This window comes from Sphingomonas tabacisoli (genome assembly GCF_042678385.1).
In the GTDB taxonomy this organism is placed as follows: domain Bacteria; phylum Pseudomonadota; class Alphaproteobacteria; order Sphingomonadales; family Sphingomonadaceae; genus Sphingomonas_B; species Sphingomonas_B tabacisoli.
Genome location: NZ_JBHUDY010000001.1, coordinates 855,074 through 873,094, shown reverse-complemented (window position 1 = coordinate 873,094; position 18,021 = coordinate 855,074). Strand labels below are relative to the sequence as shown.

The 18,021-nt window shown below is 66.0% G+C and carries 21 protein-coding genes; 5 read left to right on the top strand and 16 right to left on the bottom strand.

The features are described 5' to 3' along the window. The first annotated feature begins 98 nt into the window (after positions 1-98). Positions 99-1,382: an aspartyl/asparaginyl beta-hydroxylase domain-containing protein gene (locus ACFSCW_RS04825; RefSeq protein WP_380887439.1), complete on the top strand. Its 1,284-nt coding sequence runs from the start codon at positions 99-101 to the stop codon at positions 1,380-1,382. Here the strand turns inward: ACFSCW_RS04825 and ACFSCW_RS04820 are convergent. The 7 genes from ACFSCW_RS04820 to ACFSCW_RS04790 form a co-directional block, all read right to left on the bottom strand. Then, on the bottom strand, positions 1,379-2,044 hold the full coding sequence (locus tag ACFSCW_RS04820) for a glutathione S-transferase family protein (RefSeq protein WP_380890015.1): 666 nt from the start codon (positions 2,042-2,044) through the stop codon (positions 1,379-1,381). The two genes, ACFSCW_RS04825 and ACFSCW_RS04820, sit on opposite strands and share 4 nt — an antisense overlap. 19 nt (positions 2,045-2,063) lie before the next feature. Further along, positions 2,064-2,702 carry a ribosome biogenesis GTP-binding protein YihA/YsxC gene (gene yihA, locus ACFSCW_RS04815; protein ID WP_380887437.1) on the bottom strand — a complete coding sequence of 213 codons (639 nt, stop codon included), beginning with the start codon at positions 2,700-2,702 and terminating at the stop codon, positions 2,064-2,066. Beyond that, positions 2,699-4,420, bottom strand: a complete 1,722-nt coding sequence (gene yidC, locus ACFSCW_RS04810) for a membrane protein insertase YidC (RefSeq protein ID WP_380887435.1) — start codon at positions 4,418-4,420, stop codon at positions 2,699-2,701. The genes yihA and yidC overlap by 4 nt, the downstream gene beginning before the upstream one ends. Before the next feature lie 12 nt (positions 4,421-4,432). Next, positions 4,433-4,642 carry a membrane protein insertion efficiency factor YidD gene (gene yidD / locus ACFSCW_RS04805; protein WP_380887433.1) on the bottom strand — a complete coding sequence of 70 codons (210 nt, stop codon included), beginning with the start codon at positions 4,640-4,642 and terminating at the stop codon, positions 4,433-4,435. Beyond that, positions 4,639-5,061, bottom strand: a complete 423-nt coding sequence (gene rnpA, locus ACFSCW_RS04800) for a ribonuclease P protein component (RefSeq protein ID WP_380890013.1) — start codon at positions 5,059-5,061, stop codon at positions 4,639-4,641. The genes yidD and rnpA overlap by 4 nt, the downstream gene beginning before the upstream one ends. 5 nt (positions 5,062-5,066) lie before the next feature. Beyond that, complete coding sequence (rpmH, locus tag ACFSCW_RS04795) at positions 5,067-5,201, bottom strand: 50S ribosomal protein L34 (RefSeq protein ID WP_380887431.1); 135 nt, start codon at positions 5,199-5,201, stop codon at positions 5,067-5,069. A 90-nt stretch (positions 5,202-5,291) separates the two neighbouring features. Continuing rightward, positions 5,292-5,567 carry a hypothetical protein gene (locus ACFSCW_RS04790; protein ID WP_380887429.1) on the bottom strand — a complete coding sequence of 92 codons (276 nt, stop codon included), beginning with the start codon at positions 5,565-5,567 and terminating at the stop codon, positions 5,292-5,294. Positions 5,568-5,666: 99 nt separating this feature from the next. Here ACFSCW_RS04790 and ACFSCW_RS04785 point away from each other — a divergent pair, with 99 nt between their 5' ends. After that, positions 5,667-7,175 (top strand): YifB family Mg chelatase-like AAA ATPase, encoded by a 1,509-nt coding sequence (locus ACFSCW_RS04785; RefSeq protein ID WP_380887427.1) that lies wholly within the window; start codon positions 5,667-5,669, stop codon positions 7,173-7,175. Positions 7,176-7,178: 3 nt separating this feature from the next. Here ACFSCW_RS04785 and ahpD read toward each other — a convergent pair whose 3' ends face one another. Further along, positions 7,179-7,700, bottom strand: a complete 522-nt coding sequence (gene ahpD / locus ACFSCW_RS04780) for an alkylhydroperoxidase, AhpD family (RefSeq protein ID WP_380887425.1) — start codon at positions 7,698-7,700, stop codon at positions 7,179-7,181. 62 nt (positions 7,701-7,762) lie between these two features. Next, positions 7,763-8,308, bottom strand: coding sequence for a peroxiredoxin (locus ACFSCW_RS04775; protein WP_380887423.1), 546 nt, complete (start codon positions 8,306-8,308; stop codon positions 7,763-7,765). A 131-nt stretch (positions 8,309-8,439) separates the two neighbouring features. Here ACFSCW_RS04775 and ACFSCW_RS04770 point away from each other — a divergent pair, with 131 nt between their 5' ends. Beyond that, entirely contained in the window at positions 8,440-9,339 is a 900-nt protein-coding gene (locus ACFSCW_RS04770; protein WP_380887421.1) for a hydrogen peroxide-inducible genes activator, read from the top strand. A gap of 135 nt (positions 9,340-9,474) precedes the next feature. Here ACFSCW_RS04770 and ACFSCW_RS04765 read toward each other — a convergent pair whose 3' ends face one another. From ACFSCW_RS04765 to pgsA, 3 genes are read right to left on the bottom strand one after another with little or no spacing between them, the layout of a single operon-like run. Next, positions 9,475-9,912: a molybdenum cofactor biosynthesis protein MoaE gene (locus ACFSCW_RS04765; RefSeq protein ID WP_380887419.1), complete on the bottom strand. Its 438-nt coding sequence runs from the start codon at positions 9,910-9,912 to the stop codon at positions 9,475-9,477. Beyond that, the gene (gene moaD / locus ACFSCW_RS04760) at positions 9,909-10,166 is read right to left on the bottom strand and encodes a molybdopterin converting factor subunit 1 (protein WP_380887417.1); all 258 of its coding nucleotides are present in this window, start codon (positions 10,164-10,166) and stop codon (positions 9,909-9,911) included. Before moaD ends, ACFSCW_RS04765 begins: the two co-directional genes overlap by 4 nt. Next, complete coding sequence (gene pgsA, locus ACFSCW_RS04755; protein WP_380887416.1) at positions 10,166-10,738, bottom strand: CDP-diacylglycerol--glycerol-3-phosphate 3-phosphatidyltransferase; 573 nt, start codon at positions 10,736-10,738, stop codon at positions 10,166-10,168. Before pgsA ends, moaD begins: the two co-directional genes overlap by 1 nt. A 130-nt stretch (positions 10,739-10,868) precedes the next feature. Between pgsA and ACFSCW_RS04750 the strand changes: the two genes are divergently transcribed. Beyond that, entirely contained in the window at positions 10,869-12,137 is a 1,269-nt protein-coding gene (locus tag ACFSCW_RS04750) for an MFS transporter (protein WP_380887414.1), read from the top strand. A 257-nt stretch (positions 12,138-12,394) separates the two neighbouring features. Here ACFSCW_RS04750 and ACFSCW_RS04745 read toward each other — a convergent pair whose 3' ends face one another. Next, positions 12,395-12,568, bottom strand: a complete 174-nt coding sequence (locus ACFSCW_RS04745) for a hypothetical protein (RefSeq protein WP_380887412.1) — start codon at positions 12,566-12,568, stop codon at positions 12,395-12,397. 123 nt (positions 12,569-12,691) lie between these two features. Here ACFSCW_RS04745 and ACFSCW_RS04740 point away from each other — a divergent pair, with 123 nt between their 5' ends. After that, positions 12,692-13,687, top strand: coding sequence for a LacI family DNA-binding transcriptional regulator (locus tag ACFSCW_RS04740; RefSeq protein ID WP_380887410.1), 996 nt, complete (start codon positions 12,692-12,694; stop codon positions 13,685-13,687). Here ACFSCW_RS04740 and ACFSCW_RS04735 read toward each other — a convergent pair. From ACFSCW_RS04735 to ACFSCW_RS04725, 3 genes are read right to left on the bottom strand one after another with little or no spacing between them, the layout of a single operon-like run. Beyond that, the gene (locus tag ACFSCW_RS04735) at positions 13,684-14,919 is read right to left on the bottom strand and encodes an MFS transporter (RefSeq protein ID WP_380887408.1); all 1,236 of its coding nucleotides are present in this window, start codon (positions 14,917-14,919) and stop codon (positions 13,684-13,686) included. The genes ACFSCW_RS04740 and ACFSCW_RS04735 overlap by 4 nt on opposite strands. Before the next feature lie 7 nt (positions 14,920-14,926). Then, entirely contained in the window at positions 14,927-15,679 is a 753-nt protein-coding gene (locus tag ACFSCW_RS04730; RefSeq protein WP_380887406.1) for a phytanoyl-CoA dioxygenase family protein, read from the bottom strand. Then, a complete protein-coding gene (locus tag ACFSCW_RS04725) occupies positions 15,679-17,973 on the bottom strand; it encodes a TonB-dependent receptor (RefSeq protein WP_380887404.1) in 2,295 nt (764 codons plus the stop codon). The genes ACFSCW_RS04730 and ACFSCW_RS04725 overlap by 1 nt, the downstream gene beginning before the upstream one ends. Positions 17,974-18,021: the final 48 nt, after the last annotated feature.

The window sequence follows — 18,021 nt, the reverse complement described above, 5'->3', positions numbered from 1 at the left end:
CCCCGGGCTTGATCCGGGGTCCCGCTTCTTTACGAAAGCTGTCAAGAGAAAGCGGGACCCCGGGTCAAGCCCGGGGTGACGGGAATTGGGGATAACGGGTGAACGAAGCGCAGGTGGCGCAACTTTTGTCGGCGGCGGCGGCGGAGCAGCGGGCCCAGCGGCCGAACGCAGCCGTCGAATATCTGAAGCAGGTGGTGGCGATCGCCCCGGACCATCCGCAAGCACTCAATTCGCTTGGCACGCATGCACTGGCGCGCGGCGCGTTCGATGAAGCGCGTAACTTGTTCAGCCGAGCCGCTGCCGCTGATCCTCGGGAACCGGTGCTGTGGCTGAACCTCGCCCGCGCTTGCCGCGAGCTGGGTGACGATAGCGGCGAACGCACCGCGCTGGATCGCATTCTCGCCATCGACGCACGCCATTTCGTCGCGCTGCTCCGCAAAGCGCACTTGCTGCAGCGACAGGGCAGCGACGCCGCAGCGGCTGCGATCTGGAGTCAGGCGAGCATGGTCGCCCCTCCTGACGATCAGCTCACGCCGGAGATCCGTCAGTTGCTGACCGAAGGCCGAGCCTTCGCTTTCCGCCATCAGCAGCATTTCGGAGACATGCTCGATCAGGCGATGGCGCCGCATTTCGCCGGCCTCGCCAGAAGCGAGACGCGGCGCGTGCAGGGTGCGATCGACGCCATGCTGGGCCGGCGGCAAATCTATGCGAATCACTGCGAAGGGCTGCACTTCCCCTTCCTCCCCGCCGACGAATATTTCGAGCGTGCCCATTTTCCCTGGATGGACGAGCTGGAGGCCGCCGCTCCCGCGATTCGGGCTGAGCTGCGGGACCTGCTGGATAAGGGCGACGACGGCTTTGCGCCTTACGTCCAGTATCCATCGGGTTACCCGGAGAGCAAATGGTCGGAGCTGGACCATAGCGCCCGGTGGAGCGCCTATTTCCTGTGGCGGCACGGCAAGCGCATCGATGCGCATTGCGAACGCTGCCCCCAGACCGCGGCTACTCTGGCGAAGCTGCCGCTCGCCGATCATGCCGGGCGGGCGCCGACCGCGTTCTTCTCGCTGCTTCACCCGAAGACGCGTATTCCGCCGCACGCCGGCGTCACCAACGCGCGCACCATCATCCATCTCGGCCTGATCGTGCCGGAAAAATGCGGCTTCCGCGTCGGCGGCGAGACGCGCGAATGGCAGGAAGGCGCGGCCTTCGGTTTCGACGATACCATCGAGCATGAAGCATGGAACGACAGCGATCAACTTCGCGCGGTGCTGATCTTCGACGTGTGGAACCCGCACATCACGCTGCAGGAACGGCAGCTCGTCAATCGCTTCTACGCCGAGGCGGACGCGACCGGGCTCAATCCGTTCCCGGAGGACAACTAAGCCGCGACTTCCTGCTCGTATTTCTCGATCGTCCAGTCCTCGTTCTGCGCGTCCTCGATCCACTGGCGGATGTGCGGATGCGTGTAGAGCGCCTCGACATAGGTGGCGGCAAAGCCGGGCAGCGGCACCGAATAGGTGACGAAGCGCGTCGCCACCGGCGCGAACATGATGTCGGCAGCCGAATAGCGGTCGAACAGGAATTTGCCGGTGCCGCCGAACCGCGCCCGGGCGTGCGCCCAGGTCGACAGGACGCGGCCGATTTCCTGCACCGTCTCCGCGGACAACTGACGCGCCGGATATTGCTTGCGCACGTTCATCGGCAGCTCGCGGCGAAGATTGGCGAAGCCGGAATGCATTTCCGCCGCCATCGAGCGCGCCATCGCCCGCGCCTGTTCGTCCTTCGGCCAGAAAACATCGCGGCCAACCTTGTCCGCCAGGAACTCGATGATCGCGAGCGAATCCCAGACGACGCAATCGTCTTCCCACAGGATCGGCACCTTGCCGCCGCCGGCCGCGAACTCGTCGCCCTGGCGGCGCTGATCCCAATCCGCGTCGAACAGCGGCACGGTCGCTTCCTCGAACGCGAGGCCCGACTGCTTGACCGCCAGCCAGCCGCGCATCGACCAGCTCGAATAGGCCTTGTTGCCGATGAAGAGTTTCAACATGGCGCCCCTCTAGCCGCTAAGCGGTGACGGATTCCAGCACCGCGGCGCGGAGTTCGGGAATTCCCATGCCCTTCTCGCTGGATGTCATGATCACGTCCGGATGCGCGGCGGGGTGCTTGCGCGCCTCTTCGGTCGTGCGACGGTGCACGTCGGCAAGCTCGCTCGCCTTGATCTTATCGGCCTTGGTGAGAACGAGGCGATAGGACACGGCCGCCTTGTCGAGCATGTCCATCAGCTCGCGATCGACATCCTTCAGGCCATGACGGCTGTCGACCAGCACCAGCACGCGCTTCAGCACGGCGCGGCCGCGCAGGAAGTCGTTCACCAGGTAGCGCCATTTGCGCAGCAGATCCTTCGGCGCTTTCGCAAAGCCGTAGCCGGGCATGTCGACCAGCCGCAGGACCAGCGGCTCGCCGACATCGAAGAAGTTCAGCTCCTGCGTCCGGCCCGGCGTGTTCGACGTACGCGCGAGGCCGTTACGGCCGGTCAGCGCGTTCAGCAGCGATGATTTGCCGACATTCGAGCGACCCGCGAACGCTACCTCCGGCACGTCCTGATCCGGCAGGAATTTCAGCTCCGGCGCAGATTTCAGGAACGCGATGGGCCCGGCGAACAGCTTGCGCGCCTGTTCGATCAGATCGTCGGGCTCGCTCACGTCGTCGCTGTGCCGGGCGCGTTCTTGAGCGCGGGGTAGCGGCTATAAAGGAACTTCTGCTGCGCGATCGCGAGCAGGTTCGAGACCGTCCAGTAGAGCTGCAGGCCCGCCGCGAACGGCGCCATGATGAACATGAAAATCCACGGCATGATCGAGAAGACCTGCTGCTGCACCGGATCGGTCTGCGCCGGATTAAGCTTGAACTGGATGTACATGGTGATGCCGAGCAAGATCGGCAGCACGCCGAGGGCGAGCATGTGCGGCGGGGTGAAGTTCAGATAGCCGAACAGGTTGATCGGTGTCGCCGGATCGGGCGCGGACAGGTCCTTGATCCACAGTGCGAAGGGCTGGTGCCGCATCTCGATCGTCAGCATCAGCACCTTGTAGAGCGCGTAGAACACCGGGATCTGCAGCACGATCGGCAAGCAGCCGGCGAGCGGGTTCACCTTCTCGCGCTTGTACAGCTCCAGCATTTCCTGCTGCAGCTTCTGCTTGTCCTCCTTGTGCCGCTCCTGCAGCGCCTTCACCTTGGGCTGCAGCGCGCGCATCGCCGCCATCGAGGCGAACTGGCGTTGTGCGATCGGGAACATCGCGCCGCGCACGATCAGCGTCAGCAGGATGATCGCCACGCCGAAATTGCCGACTGCCTTGAACAAGGTGTCGAGCAGCCAGAAGATCGGCCGCTCGAAGAAGCTGAACCAGCCCCAGTCGATCGCCTTGTCGAAGCCGGCGATGTTCAGATCGTTCTCGTAATGCTGGAGCGTCGCCACTTCCTTGGCGCCTGAGAACAGGCGCGTCGTAGTCGTCCCCGCCTTGCCGGGCGCGACGACCATCTGATCGGCGGGCGTCAGCGCCGCGAGATAGACCTTGTCGCCGATTGCCCGGAAAGTGCCGCTGGTGCGCCCATTCGGGGCCGGCGCGAGCGCCGTCAGCCAATATTTGTCGGTGAAGCCCAGCCAGCCACCGGTGGAGCTGAAGCTCTGGCCCTGCGCGCCGGCGGTATCCAGGTCCTTGAAGTTGATCTTGTAGTTGGCTGTCCCGTCGAACACGCCGATCGGGCCGGTGTGCTGGGTCCAGGTGCTCGGATCGGCGGAAACGCCCTTGCGCTTCAGCAGAGCGAACGGTCGCACCGCGATCGGGCCGGCACCACCGTTCGCGACGCTCTGCTCCGCCGTAATCATGTAATTCTGGTCGATCGACAGCTTGATCCGGAAAATCTGGCCGCTGCCATTGGTCCAGCTCAGCGTGACCGGCTTGCCCGGCGCGAGCAGGCTGCCGTCCGCCTGCCAGACCGTGTCGTTGCCCGGAAGCTGCAGCCCCTGCCCCGACCAGCCAAATTGCGCATAGACGGGATTGGGCGCGCCTTCCGGCGAAAGCAGGCGCACCGGCGGCGAGTTCTTCGCGATCGTCTCGCGATGCTTCTTCAGGACGAGATCGTCGACGCGCGCGCCAGCGAGGTTGATCGAGCCGGCCACCGCGGGCGTGTCGATCAGCACGCGCGGAGTCTCGCGGAGGACGACGTCGCGGCTGCGCACCACCTGGGTTGCAGCGGGAGCCGGCGCAATCGTCGGGCTCGGCACGGGCACCTGCTTGCCGTTCACGACCTTCGTCGCGGGCGGGTTCGCGGTCGGAAAGAAGCGATTCGACAGCGCGCTCCAGCCGAATAGCACAAGGGCCGAAAGCACGATCGCGAGGATCATGTTGCGCTGGTTATCCAAGTCTCGCTCCAATCATGGGACGGGGTCGTATCCGTGCCCGCCAAAGGGGTGGCACCGGCACACGCGTTTTACCGCCAGCCAGCCGCCGCGCGCCGCTCCATAGCGTTCCACTGCCTCGATTGCATAGGCCGAACAGGAAGGCGTGTAGCGGCACGAAGGGGGCAGGATCACCGAAGGGTAACGCTGCCAGAACCGGGCGGCGGCGATGAGCAGAGGCTTCACGCTCTCTCTCCGGTTTGGGCTGAGCTTGTCGAAGCCCTCCCTTCCCTTCCCGTTTCGGAGAATGAAGAAGGGAGGCCTTTGACAAGCTCAGGCCGAACCGCGTTTGGGGACAAGCGCTTAAGCGCCTTCGCAAGCTCCGTCCGCAATAATCCGAAATCGCGCTCCACGCCGCCGGCGCGGCCGATCAGCACGTGGTCTGCGCCCAACATGCCGCGCTCCGGCAGCAACTCGGCCACGAGCGCGCGAAAGCGGCGCTTCATCCGGTTGCGGACGACCGCGCCGCCAATCTTCTTGGTGACGGTGATGCCGTAGCGCATCGCCGAATCGCCATCGTCACGCGGACGGACGAGAAGGACGAAACCGGGCATCGGCGCCCGCTTTCCCGCATTCGCCGCGAGGAAATCCGCGCGGCGCGTCAGTTTGGTTAGGCCGACAGGACCTTGCGGCCGCGGGCGCGGCGCGCCGCCAGCACCTTGCGGCCACCCACCGTCGCCATCCGCGCGCGGAACCCGTGACGCCGCTTGCGCACCAGGTTGCTCGGCTGAAACGTGCGCTTCATCGCTCATTCCTCAAAAATCTGAACAAAAAGGGCCGCCAAGCAAGGGCGGCCACACCGTTGGCGGGCGGTTAGGCAAGGCCGCCGCAAAAGTCAATCGGAAGTCTCGGGTTTTGCGCGACCGCGGGGTGCCGGCGGACGGCGCAGCACCTTGTCCGCCAAACGGCCGTGGCTGGGATAGCGCTTCGTGTACCGAACATAGGCGCGCTTCACCCAGTTCGAGTTCTTCAACAGCAGTGCCGCGCCGGCTGCGAACACGAAAACGCCGCCGGGGCCAGGCAGCGCGCCGATCACCGGAGTCAGCACAATCAGCAGCCAGCCAAGGCTCAGATAAACGATGCGGAGGACGGAATCGGGCGGCGCTTTCACGCCCGAGCAGATGGGATGACGCGCCGCGCGGCGCAAGCCGCACGGCTCGACATGACGTCAATCTCGCGTCTATGTGCCTGACTTCAGGGGGAAGCTTTCATGGTCGCGATTGTATCGACGGCAGCCTATCTCGGGCTGGAGGCGCGTGCCGTCGAAGTTCAGGTGCAACTGACGCCGGGCATGCCGAAATTCGTGGTGGTCGGTTTGCCGGACAAGGCTGTTGCCGAAAGTCGCGAGCGCGTGCGGAGCGCGATCGCCGCGCTCGGCCTGTCACTGCCCCCCAAGCACATCACCGTGAACCTCTCGCCGGCCGACCTGCCGAAGGAAGGCTCGCACTATGATCTCCCGATCGCGCTCGGCCTGCTGGCGGCGATGGGCGTCGTCGATGCGGAGACGCTCAGCCATTACCTGATCGTCGGCGAACTGGGGCTGGACGGCCGCGTCGCGCCTTCGCCGGGCGTGCTGCTGGCGGCGCTGCATGCGGCGGAGCGGCAACTGGGCCTGATCTGCCCGGCAAGCCAGGGCGGCGAGGCGGCCTGGGCCGGATCGGTCGAGGTGATTCCGGCGCCCGACCTGCTGGCCCTGCTCAACCATTTGCGGGGGACGGCATTGCTGCCGTCGCCGGAACCGGGCCTTGCCGACGATCCCAACCACGGCCCGGACCTTGGTCAAGTGAAGGGCCAGGAAACCGCCAAGCGCGCGATCGAGATCGCAGCGGCCGGCGGCCACAACCTCTTGATGGTCGGTCCGCCAGGCGCCGGCAAGTCGCTGATGGCGGCCTGCCTGCCCGGCATCTTGCCCGAGCTGACCGCGACCGAGGCGCTGGAAGTCTCGATGGTCGCGAGCGTCGCCGGTGCTCTGGAGGGAGGGCGAATCTCGCGCACCCGTCCCTTTCGTTCGCCCCATCATTCGGCATCGATGGCGGCCTTGGTCGGCGGCGGTATCCGCGCGAAGCCGGGCGAAGTCAGCCTCGCGCATCTGGGCGTGCTGTTCCTCGACGAACTTCCGGAGTTCCAGCGCACCGTGCTCGATTCGCTACGGCAACCGCTGGAGACCGGCAATGTCAGCGTCGCGCGGGCGAATGCGCATGTGACTTTTCCCGCGCGCGTTCAGCTCATCGCGGCGATGAACCCGTGCCGGTGCGGGCATCTGGGCGACCCTGCCCTCGCCTGCGCCCGGGCGCCGCGCTGCGCCGCCGATTATCAGGCGAAGGTGTCAGGGCCTTTGTTGGATCGCATCGACCTGCACGTCGAAGTCGCCGCGGTGAGTGCTGCCGATCTCGTGCTGCCGCCGCCCACCGAAGGCTCGGCCGAGGTGGCGGAGCGCGTGCGCGCCGCCCGGGCGGTGCAGACGCAGCGCTACAACGGCAACGGCGTGCGCACCAACGCCGAAGCGGATGGCGCCACGCTTGAAGCCGTCGCCACGCCTGACGAGCCCGGCCGCAAGCTGCTTGCACAAGCGGCGGAAGCGATGCGGCTTTCCGCCCGAGGCTATACCCGCATCCAGCGCGTCGCACGGACGATCGCGGACCTGGCAGGCTCGGAAACGGTCGGCCGCATCCATGTGGCCGAGGCGCTCAGCTATCGAAGGCAGGCGCCCCGGAACTAGGCCTCAGTTCAGCGCCGAATGCACCGTCGCGACGGCCGTCATCACCGCGCCGATACGCGCCGCGGTCTGCACAGCCTCTGCGTTCACGCCGTGCTGGCGGAGCACTTTTTCGTGGCTGTCGATGCACATGCCGCAGCCGTTCTGGGCTGAGACGGCGAGGCTGAACAGCTCGAAGTCGGCCTTGTCGATACCCGGATTGGCGATGACGTTCATGCGCAGCTTGGCCGGCATGGTGCGATATTCCGGGTTCGAGGCGAGGTGGGTGAAACGGTAATAGACGTTGTTCATCGCCATCACCGCCGCTGCGGCGCGGGCCGCATTCGCCGCTTCGGCGCTGAGCTTGCCATCGACCTCGGCCTCAGCCGCCGCGACGAGCGGGCGATAGCCGGTGCCGTGCGCGGTCGCGAGCAGCAGGCCGTATTTGCGCTGGTCGCCCAGAAGCTGATCGTTCAGGATAGAGCTGACGTTCAGCCGCAGGTCCTTGGCGAAATCGGGCAGCGTGTCGGCAAATTCCTTGAGGGACATTCTTGTTCTCCGGACAAAGTTCGGGCGCGAAATCCTTAAGACTCCGCGCCCGATGAAGAGGCTTAGGCCGCGATCGGATTCAGGACTTCTTCGCCCTTGTTCCAATTGCACGGGCAGAGCTCGTCGGTCTGCAGCGCGTCGAGGACGCGGAGCGTCTCCTGCGGGTTGCGGCCGACGTTCAGGCCGTTGACCGTCACGTGCTGGATCACATTGTCCGGATCGACGATGAAGGTCGCGCGGTAGGCGACATGCTCGTTGCGATCCAAGATGCCGAGCTCGGAAGCGAGCTTGGCGCCGTTGTCCGCGATCCAGGGGAAATCGGCCTGGGCCAGCTCGGCGTCCGAACGGCGCCACGCGAAGTGGACGTGCGCGGTGTCGGTCGAGGCGCCGATCAGCTCGGCGTCGCGGTCCGCGAACTCGCCCTTCAGCTGGCCGTAGCCGACGATCTCGGTCGGGCAGACGAACGTGAAATCCTTCGGCCAGTAGAACAGGACCTTCCACTTGCCGTTGGTCTGGGCGAGATCGATCGTCTCGCCGGCGGGAAGGGCCGAGGCGCCCTGCTGGACGGGAAGGGTGAGCGCGGGAAGCTTGTCGCCGACGGTCAGCATGTTGATCTCCTTAAAATAAGAATGGGGGCGAAGAGCGCCAGGGCGGCACCCTTGCGAAGCGCCATATAGGGACTGGCTTTCATTGAGCCAATAGATTATTTCTCCGATATTGATCGACTGAGACGAATATCGTGACCACCTACCTGCCGACCCTGAAGCAGCTCCAATATCTGGTCGCGCTGCATGATTACGGACATTTCGGCCGCGCCGCCGACGCCTGTTTCGTCACTCAGTCCACGCTCTCGGCGGGCCTGCGCGAGCTGGAGTCGCTCATCGGGATCACTCTCGTCGAACGCACCCGGCGTGTGGTGCGTTTCACGCCGACGGGCGAGAAGATCGCCGAAAAGGCGAGACGTGTGCTGCGCGAGGCGGAGGAACTGTCCGACCTGGCCCGCGCCGCCGGCAAGCCGCTGTCCGGCGAGATGCGGATGAGCGTGATCCCAACGATCGCGCCGTTTCTGCTCCCCCGCATCTTGCCGCACATCCGCAAGGAGCGGCCGGAGTTGAAGCTTTATCTGAGGGAGGAGCCGAGCGCGGCGGCGTGCGAATCGCTGAACCGCGGCGGCGCCGATTGCGTGCTGCTCGCCCTGCCCTATGCGTGCGGCGAGGTCGAAAGCGATGTGCTGTTCGACGATCAGCTCATGGTCGCTTTCCCTCGCGGTGAGAGCGAGCCGCCGGAGCATGTCACCGCAGATGCGATCGATCCCGACAAATTGCTGCTGCTGGAGGACGGACATTGCCTGCGCGATCATGCGCTCGCCGCCTGCAACCGGCCGGAAATCCGCGCCCAGGCGACGATGCTGGGCACGTCGCTGCACACGCTGGTCCAGATGGTGGACAATGGCCTGGGCGTGACGATGCTACCGGAAATGGCGCTCGCGGCAGGGATATTGGATCACACCAACATCGTCGCGCGACCGCTGGAGGGGGAGCATACGGCGCGGGAGATCGCGCTGATCTGGCGGAAGAACAGTCCGCGGGAGAAGGATTTTCGGTTGCTCGCGGATTTGTTGAAGGCGGCGGGAGGATAGCTAACCCTCTCCCCACCGGGGAGAGGGTGGACGAGCGCAGCGAGGCCGGGAGAGGGGCAGAGTCGGCACGCAGGGTGTCGGCCCCTCTCCCTGGCTGCTGCGCAGCCGTCCCTCTCCCCGGTGGGGAGAGGGTTGTTAGTTCCATTTTTCCGCCGCCTCCTCGTCGCTGGCTCGTGCCTCCACCCAGCTCTGCTCGCCCCCGCGGGTTTCGCGTTTCCAGAAGGGGGCGTCGGTTTTGAGGCGGTCGATCAGGTAGGCGCAGGACTCGAGCGCGTCCTTGCGGTGCGGGGCGCAGGTGGCGACGAGCACGATGCGGTCGCCCGGGTGCATCGGGCCGACGCGGTGGATGATCGTCGCGCCAGCGAGCGACCACCGATCCCGCGCTTCCTCGGCCAGCCGGCGCAGCGCCGCTTCCGTCATGCCCGGATAATGTTCGAGTGCGAGCTGTTCGACGCCGTCATCGGCGCGGACCAGCCCGACGAAGCTGGCGACCGCGCCGCCGCCGAGCGCTTCCAGCAGCGCCAGCGCCGCGTCGACCGAAAACGGTTCGCGCTGGACCGACACCGCAATCATCCGCCGGTCACCGGCGGGAAGAAGGCGACTTCGCCGCCGCCGACGATCGGCGCATCGAACGGCACGAATTGCTGATCGACGGCCGCCCGGATGCGGCTCAGGTCTTCGAAGGCCGCGCGATAGCCATCGCCGCGCCGGCTGAGCCAATCGATCAGGTCGGCCACGGTCCTGACACTGGAGGGCGTCTGGACCTCTTCTTCGCCAGCGCCGATCCGCTCGCGCACCCAAGCGAAATAGAGAATGGTGAGGGGCATCAATCCATGTGCTTCAGGCCGACGCGGAGATAGTCCCAGCCGGTGATTAGGGTCAGCGCGGCCGCTGCCCAGAGCGACACGCGGCCGACGGCATGCACCCAGAGCACGTCCGGCACTGCCCCGGCCAGGATCAGCGCGCCGAGCGAGACCATCTGGAACGTCGTCTTCCACTTGGCGAGCTTGCTGACCGGCACCGAGACGCTGAGCTGCGCCAGGAATTCGCGCAAGCCCGAGACCGCGATTTCCCGTAGCAGGATGATCAGCGCCGGGATCACGTCCCAATCATGGATCATCGGGTGTCCGTCTGGGCCGCCCTCGGTCGAGATCAGCATGACGATGACGGCCGCGACCATGATCTTGTCGGCGATCGGATCGAGGAAGACCCCGAGCTTCGACACCGTCCCTTGCGCGCGGGCGAGATAGCCGTCCAGATAATCGGTGATGCCGACTACGCAGTAGAGCACGAAGCCGATCGCATAGCCGACGCGCCAATCCGGATACCAGAGCAGGAACACCAGGATCGGCACCGCGAAGATGCGCGAAAGCGTCAACAGGTTCGGCAAGGTCAGCATTCGATCCTAGGCTTAGCGCCGCTCGCGGCTTTGGTGAACCTCAATCCCCATTTCGGGCGTCCCCCCTTCCCGCCCCTTCGCTTTACCGCTAATCCCGCCCACAGCTTTAACGGCACGGCCACCGTACCTCATGCAGACTTCCCTGCGGCTTCTCGGCCGACGGCGTTTCTTGCCGATCTTCACGACCCAATTTCTCGGCGCCTTCAACGACAACGTCTTCAAGACCTCGATGGTCCTGTTCGCGACCTATCAGGTCTATTCGGATCCCAAGGTCGAAACGCAGTTCAATGCGGTGGCGACGGGGCTGTTCATCCTGCCCTTCTTCCTGCTGTCCGCGCTTTCCGGCCAGCTTGCCGACACGCGCGACAAGGCATGGATCGTCCGCATCGTGAAGACGGCGGAGATCGGCATCATGCTGGTCGGCGGCGCCGGCCTGCTGCTGCCGTCGATCCCGCTGATGCTGGCGGCAGTGCTGGCGATGGGCGTGCATTCGACCTTTTTCGGGCCCATCAAATACGCGATCCTGCCGCAGCACCTGCATTCCGACGAAGTGCTGGGCGGCACCGGACTGGTCGAGGCCGGCACCTATATCGCGATCCTGGCGGGCACGATCCTGGCCGGCTTCATCACGCCGCAGCAGACGACCATCATCGTGCTGATCGTCGCCGGCCTGGGCTGGCTTGCCGGGCGGCAGATTCCGCCTGCCCCGCCGATGCACGAAGAGCATGTGTTCGACTGGCACATCATCCGCGCGTCGATCACGCTGGTGAACGCGACGATGCACATCCCGCGGCTGTTCCTGGCGATCTGCTCGATCAGCTTTTTCTGGACGATCGGCGCGGTGCTGATCATCGAATTCCCGCCGCTGGTGAAGAACGTGCTGACCTCCGACCAGCAAGTCGCCAGCCTGTTCCTCGCGGTGTTTTCGGTGGGCGTGGCGATCGGCTCGATCGCGATCAACCGGCTGCTGCGGGGTGAGGTCTCCGCCCGCTACGCGCCCGGCAGCGTGGTGGCGATGGGCGCGTTCGTGCTCCTGGTCTATGCAGTCGCGCGCACCTGGGTCGGCGACCATCCGGGCGAGCTTTACAACATCGCGGAATTCGTGCGGCATCCCTCCGCGGTGCTGCTGCTCGGTTCCTTACTGGGGGTCGCGGTGACGGGCGGCATGTTCGTGGTGCCGCTCTACGCGTTTCTCACCACCACGGTCGACAAGGACCAGACGGCGCGCACGGTCGCGGCCAACAACATCGTCAACTCGGGCGCGATGGTAGCGGGCTCGCTGCTCGCCTTCCTGCTGAGCGCGGCGGGCGTGTCGGCGGTGAACCAGTTGCTGATGGTGGCGGCGATGTGCGTGGTGTCGGCGTGGCTGGCGTGGAAGCTGCATCTGGCGTGTGATTGAGGGAGGCCGGGCGGGCACGCGTTGCCCGCAAGATGCGGCGGATCGGCGCTGTCGGTTGCGGATCGCTGCGGTCGTTTACTCACCTTTCCCATAGGGAGAGGTCGAGACGCGCGGTCGCGCGTCCGGGTGAGGGGATCGGGAGTGAAACGTCGAAGCTCTGATCCCCTCACCCCGCTCGCGCGTCGCGCGAGTCGCCCTCTCCCTATGGGAGAGGGAATCTGACGGCCATCCACGCCATGCGGGCGTTCGCCGCTGGCTCAGCCGAACAGGCCGTAGATCGCGACGAAGAAGGCGGTGAAGCTGACTGCGAACAGGCGCAAGTCGTTGGAATCGTCGCGCATGGCTTCGATCGCACCGAGGGTTGGACGGGGAAGCCGCTGGCGAAACGGATGGCGAGCGGCTTCGTTGCTGAGGACAAGTCTGCGTTTCATGATGCGGAAGTTAACGCTTCGTTTACGAATTTGTCTCGCGCCCAACGTGGTTAATAACTGTGCCGGAATGATACGGTCTGACAAGGCTGGACAGGGCGCGCCCGCATCCGCCACAACGCCGCCATGCGGGCGAATATCAAGGACGTGAGCCAGGCCGCGGGGGTGTCGATCAAGACGGTCTCCCGCGTGATCAACAATGAACGCTACGTCCGTCCCGCCACCCGGGCGCGGGTGGAAGAAGCGATGGCCGCGCTTGGCTTTCAGCCCAGCCAGGCGGCGCGCGCGCTGGCCGGCGGGCGCTCCTTCCAGATCGCGCTCGTCTGCTCGAATCCCGGGCCCTATTATCTGCACGGCTTGATCGGCGGCCTGCGCGGGCGATGCGCGGCGGAAGGCGTGCGGCTGATCGTCCATGCCTATGAGACCGAGACCGACGAGCTGGGCGCGGATGTGCTCGGCTTTTTCCGGCAGATGGGGTTCGACGGCGCGATCCTGACGCCGCCCATTGCCGACAACGAGCCCGTCCTCGACGAGCTGGAGCGGGCGGGCACGCCCTATGTGCGGATCTCGCCGGGGGCGCAGCTCGATCGCGGCCCGTCGGTTTCGATCGACAATGAAGGTGCTGCGCGGGCGATGACGCGCAAGCTGATCGACCTGGGCCACCGGCGCATCGGCTTTGTCGTGGGGCATGAGGGCTTTTCGGTCAGCCGGCAGCGGCTCGACGGCTATCTGAACGCGCTGCGCGAGTGCGGCGTGACCAGTGACGGCGCGCTGATCCGCCAGGGCTGGTTCGATTTCCGGTCGGGACAGGCGGCGGCGGAGCAGTTGCTGGCGCTGAAGGAGCGGCCGACCGCGATCTTCGCGAGCAGCGACGACATGGCCGCGGGCGTGCTGAGCGTCGCGCATCAGCAGGCGCTGCGGGTGCCGCGCCAGCTTTCGATCGCGGGCTTCGACGATACCGACCTGGCGAGCCTGGTGTGGCCGGGGCTGACCACCGTGCGTCAGCCGATTCGCGAGATGGCGGAGAAAGCGGCGGAGCTGCTGTTCTCGGGGTCCGACGAGCGCGTGGTGATGCCAGCCGAGCTGATCGAGCGGGCATCGACGGGGCCGCGCCCGGCCTAGTGCGCCGGGGCGAGCGTGGCGCCCTCCCCCACTCCTTCCAGCGGCAGGCGCGGCAGCAGCAGCTGGATCGCGCCGGCGGCAAGCAGGTAGGAGCAGCCGGCAAAGACGAAGAGCGGCAGGTAACCGAGGCCGGCGGCGAGGACGAGGCCGGCGACTTTCGCGATCACCATGCCCCCGATATTGCCGGCGAACGCGCCGAAGCTGGTCACGCGGCCGACTTTTTCCGGCGGCGAGACGTCGGCGATCAGGGTGAACAGGCTGGACGAGAAGGCCTGGTGCGCGGCCATGACGAGGCCGAGCAGCGTGACTGCCAGCCAGTATTGGTGGGCGAGGTCGGCGAAGGGCAAGGGGAGCGCGAACAGGGCGGCGACGAACAGCGCGCCCTTGCGGACGCGCTCGATGTTATGGCCGCGGGCGAGCAGCCGGGTGGTGATCGCGCCGGCAATCAATGCGCCGACCGCCGCGCAGCCATAGGCGATGGCGAGCGGCGGGCCGAGGGCGACGCCTTTCAGGCCGAAGCTGCGGTTGAAGAAGTCCGGCATCCAGAACAGCATCAGCCACCAGGTCGCGTCCGACAGGAATTTGGCGATGGCGATCGCCCAGCTCCGGCGTTCGGCGAGGATGCTGGGGCCGCGGGCGGCGGTGGGGCGCTCGCCCTGGTCGAAGCGGAGGCCACGGGTGGCGAGCAGCCAGAGGAGTGCCCAGAGCAGGCCGAGCGCGCCGCCGATGACGAAGGCCGAGCGCCAGCCCCAGGCGGCGGCGATGAACGGGATCGCGAGCGGGGCGACGATCGCGCCCAGACTGCCGATCGCGTTCAGCATGCCGTAGCCAGAGGAGCGCTTCGCGGGCTCGAAGATCGCGGCGATGGTCTTGATCGCGGCGGGCGTGCCCATCGCTTCGGTCGCGCCGAGCGCCACGCGGCAGAGGACGAACTGGACGAAGCTGCGCGCGACGCCGTGCGCCATCGCCGCGACGCTCCAGAGCGCGACGCCCACCGGGTTCGCCCATTTGACGCCGAGCCTATCGACGATCCAGCCGGTGAACAGGAACGCGACTGCCGCCGCGCCCTGGAACCAGGCGGCGAGCGTGCCGTAATCATTGTCGCTCCAGCCCAGGTCGCCGGCAATGTCCGGCTTGAGCACCGAGATGATCTGGCGGTCGATCAGGTTCAGGATCGTCGCGCTCAAGGCGAGCACGAACAGGAAGATCGTGCGGCCGCGCGAGAGCGTCACGGCCGCATCAGCCGGTCGTCACCCGTTCGCCGTAGCGCAGGACGGGAATCGCGTTGCGGCGCAGATGCTTCGTGCCGGGGTCCAGCATTGCCTCGGGCGTGTATTGCGCGAGATAGACGCGGCGCGGGCGGTCGGAACGGTTCGCGCCGGTGGCGTGGAGGAGGAGGCTGGAGAAAGCGACGACGTCGCCCGCCTTCGCCTCGACGATCTGCCCTTCCGCCTCGGCCGGTGCGCCGACCAGATCGTTGCTGCCGACCTGGCGGTCGTGCGGCAGGATACCGTTCTGGTGGCTACCCGGGATCAGCCGCACCGTGCCATTCTCTTCCGTGGCGTCGTCGAGCGGACACCAGCAAGTGAGATAGGGCGCGTGATCGGAAGGGCCGCCATTGCCGACGACATAGCCCGAATCCTGGTGCCAGGAAAACGGCATGCCCCCTTCCGGGCCTTTCACGACATATTGGTCGAAGAAGAAATAGGCGTCCTTGCCCAGCGTCGCGCGGCAGATTTCAGCCATCGTCTCGCCGAACAGAATCGAGCGGAGCTGCGGCGCGACGCGCTGGCATTCGTTCGCAAAGTAGCGCTTGCCGCGGTGGCTGATCCCGATCGTGTCGACGCCCAGCGCATCCATCCGGGCGTCCTCGCGCGCGACGAAGGCGTCGCATTCGGCGCGGAGCAGATCGAGCGGCTCGCCGGCAAGGGCGCCGGGGAAGACGGCGTAACCCTGCTCGGCGAACTGCCGCGAGTGCTGCTCGAACGCCATCAGAAGTTGAAGCGCGCGTTGACGCCGAAATAGCGGTCAACGTCGCGCGGCAGCAGATAGCGGAAGCTGCCGCCCGGTCCGCCGGTCGTGATCAGCGTCGCATAGCTTTGATCGGTCAGGTTGCGGCCGATGAAGTTCACGCGCCACACGCCGTTCGGATCGACGAGCGCGATGTTCGCATCGAGGATCGCATAGCCGTCGATCGTGATCGCCCGGCGCGTGACCGGGTTGGGCTCAAGCGAGGAGACCTGATCGCTGGTGATCGAAAGCTGGCTGCCCAGTTCGATATCGGCGAAGCCGCCGGTTTCGATCTTCCAGGTCGCGCCGAGATTGCCTTTCCACTTGGGCGCGAGCGGCAGACGCTCGCCCTGGCGCGTGCTGGAGCCGGGCGGCGAATTGGGCGGCAGGTTGAACTTGTCGATATGCGCGTCGGTGAAGGCCAGGCCGCCGGTGAGCGTAAAATTGCGGGCCGGACGCAGCAGCGCGTCGACCTCGACGCCGCGGGTCGAGACGTCGCCGGCGTTGGTGAGCTGGGTGATCACCGAGCCGTTCAGGTTCACGAAGCTGTTCGCCTGGAAGTTGTGATACTTGGCGTAGAACAGGGCCGTGTTCAGCGTAAACGTGCCGTCCGCCGTCCGGAATTTGGAGCCGGCCTCATAGGCGTCCGCCGTCTCAGCCGCGATCGGGGCGAGCTGGTTGGCGTTCTGGTTGAAGAAGACGTTGAACGCCGGCCCCTTATAGCCCTGGCTGTAGGTGCCGTAGAGCATCCAGGTGTCGGTCACGTCGAACTGCGCGCCCGCCCGCCACGAGAAGTCGTTGTTGCTGGTGTGCAGCTTGTAATCGGCGCCGACGTTCAGCAGGCCCGGGCCACCGCCATTGGTAGCCGGCGTCCGGCGATTGAAGGCATCGACATTGTCATGTGTGTAGCGGCCGCCGCCGATCAGCCGGAACCAGTCGTTCACGTTGAAGGTCAGATTGCCGAAGATCGCGTAATTCTCGATCGTCGAGCCGAAGGTACCGACGGCGCTTGGGAAGCGGAGCGTCGACGAGCCGGCGGCGCAAGGCGCGAGGCCGGGCGCCACCGGCGGCAAGGTCGTCGCCGAGCAGACGATATCGTCACGCTCGAACGTGCGCTGCTGCTTGGCGTTATAATAGAAGCCGCCGACCACATATTCGAACGTCTGGTGGCCGGGCGAGGCCAACCTGATTTCCTGGGTGAACGTCTTGGAGGGCTGCGGGCCGAAATCGTCGAGCTGGTTGCCGCCGGCGATGTTGTAGACCGTGTCGATGAAGTCGCCGTCGCGCTTTCCGAAGTTCCGGTATTTGCGATAGGCCGTGATCGAGGTCAGCGTGCCGAGCGCGCCGACATCGAGATCGCCTTGCAGCGACACGCCCCAGCTCGTCTCACGCGTGAAGGTGAGCGTGTTCTGGCGGATCTGCCGGGTCTCGTCGCCCTTGAGATTCACGCCGGCGAGCGAGGCCGCCAGTGCGCCTGCGGGGGCGGTGCCGATCACTTCGGCGCAGCAATCGCTGTGCTGCCTGCGGTAATCGCCGATCAGCGTGAAGGTCAGCGCCGGCGTCGCCTCTGCCACGACCATGCCGCGCACGCCCCAGCGTTCATAGCCGTTGACGGTGCGGTTCAGCGTGATGTTGCGGACAGTGCCGTCGAAGCGGCCGTAATTGGCCGTGAAGCGCGTCTTGATGCTCTCGCTGACCGGAAGGTCGATCGCGCCGCGAACCTTGTATTCCTCGTCGGTCGTGGCCTGCGCCTCGACGAAGCCGCCGAGCTCGTTGCCCGGGCGCCGCGTGGTGATGCTGATGACGCCGGCGGACGCGTTCTTGCCGAACAGGGTGCCTTGCGGCCCGCGCAGCACCTCGACGCGCTGGATGTCGTAAAGGTCGCCGAACGCTTCGCCCGAGCGGGCATAAGTGACGCCGTCGACGACGAAGCCGACGCTCGGCTCTGCCGCGATCGAGAAATTGATCGTGCCGACGCCGCGCAGGAAGACTGAGGAGTCGAGCGTCGTCGCGCTGTCCTTGAAGTTGAGGCTCGGGACGAGCTGCTGCAGTGACGTGATGTTGACGACGCCCCGCTGATCGAGCTGCTCGCCGCTGACCACGCTGATCGCGGCGGCCACGCTCTGCAGGTTCTCTTCGCGCTTCTGCGCAGTGACGACGATGTCGCCATAGCCGCCGGTATCGGCCTCCGCCGTCGCCGGCGCATCCTGAGCCATTGCGGGAGTCGCCGCGAGCGCGACCGCGAAGATGCTGGAATTTATAAGAAAACGCCGCATTTGAGATCCCCACCCATTTACTTTGATAGCGCTGTCATAAATCAGTAA

What these genes read in the sequence shown, in the direction of transcription:
- rpmH (WP_380887431.1), bottom strand. Translation starts at nt 5,201, where the DNA reads ATGAAGCGCACGTTTCAGCCGAGCAACCTGGTGCGCAAGCGGCGTCAC.
- ACFSCW_RS04785 (WP_380887427.1), top strand. Translation starts at nt 5,667, where the DNA reads ATGGTCGCGATTGTATCGACGGCAGCCTATCTCGGGCTGGAGGCGCGT.
- ahpD (WP_380887425.1), bottom strand. Translation starts at nt 7,700, where the DNA reads ATGTCCCTCAAGGAATTTGCCGACACGCTGCCCGATTTCGCCAAGGAC.
- ACFSCW_RS04775 (WP_380887423.1), bottom strand. Translation starts at nt 8,308, where the DNA reads ATGCTGACCGTCGGCGACAAGCTTCCCGCGCTCACCCTTCCCGTCCAG.
- ACFSCW_RS04765 (WP_380887419.1), bottom strand. Translation starts at nt 9,912, where the DNA reads ATGATTGCGGTGTCGGTCCAGCGCGAACCGTTTTCGGTCGACGCGGCG.
- moaD (WP_380887417.1), bottom strand. Translation starts at nt 10,166, where the DNA reads ATGCCCCTCACCATTCTCTATTTCGCTTGGGTGCGCGAGCGGATCGGC.
- pgsA (WP_380887416.1), bottom strand. Translation starts at nt 10,738, where the DNA reads ATGCTGACCTTGCCGAACCTGTTGACGCTTTCGCGCATCTTCGCGGTG.
- ACFSCW_RS04750 (WP_380887414.1), top strand. Translation starts at nt 10,869, where the DNA reads ATGCAGACTTCCCTGCGGCTTCTCGGCCGACGGCGTTTCTTGCCGATC.
- ACFSCW_RS04745 (WP_380887412.1), bottom strand. Translation starts at nt 12,568, where the DNA reads ATGAAACGCAGACTTGTCCTCAGCAACGAAGCCGCTCGCCATCCGTTT.
- ACFSCW_RS04740 (WP_380887410.1), top strand. Translation starts at nt 12,692, where the DNA reads ATGCGGGCGAATATCAAGGACGTGAGCCAGGCCGCGGGGGTGTCGATC.
- ACFSCW_RS04730 (WP_380887406.1), bottom strand. Translation starts at nt 15,679, where the DNA reads ATGGCGTTCGAGCAGCACTCGCGGCAGTTCGCCGAGCAGGGTTACGCC.
- ACFSCW_RS04725 (WP_380887404.1), bottom strand. Translation starts at nt 17,973, where the DNA reads ATGCGGCGTTTTCTTATAAATTCCAGCATCTTCGCGGTCGCGCTCGCG.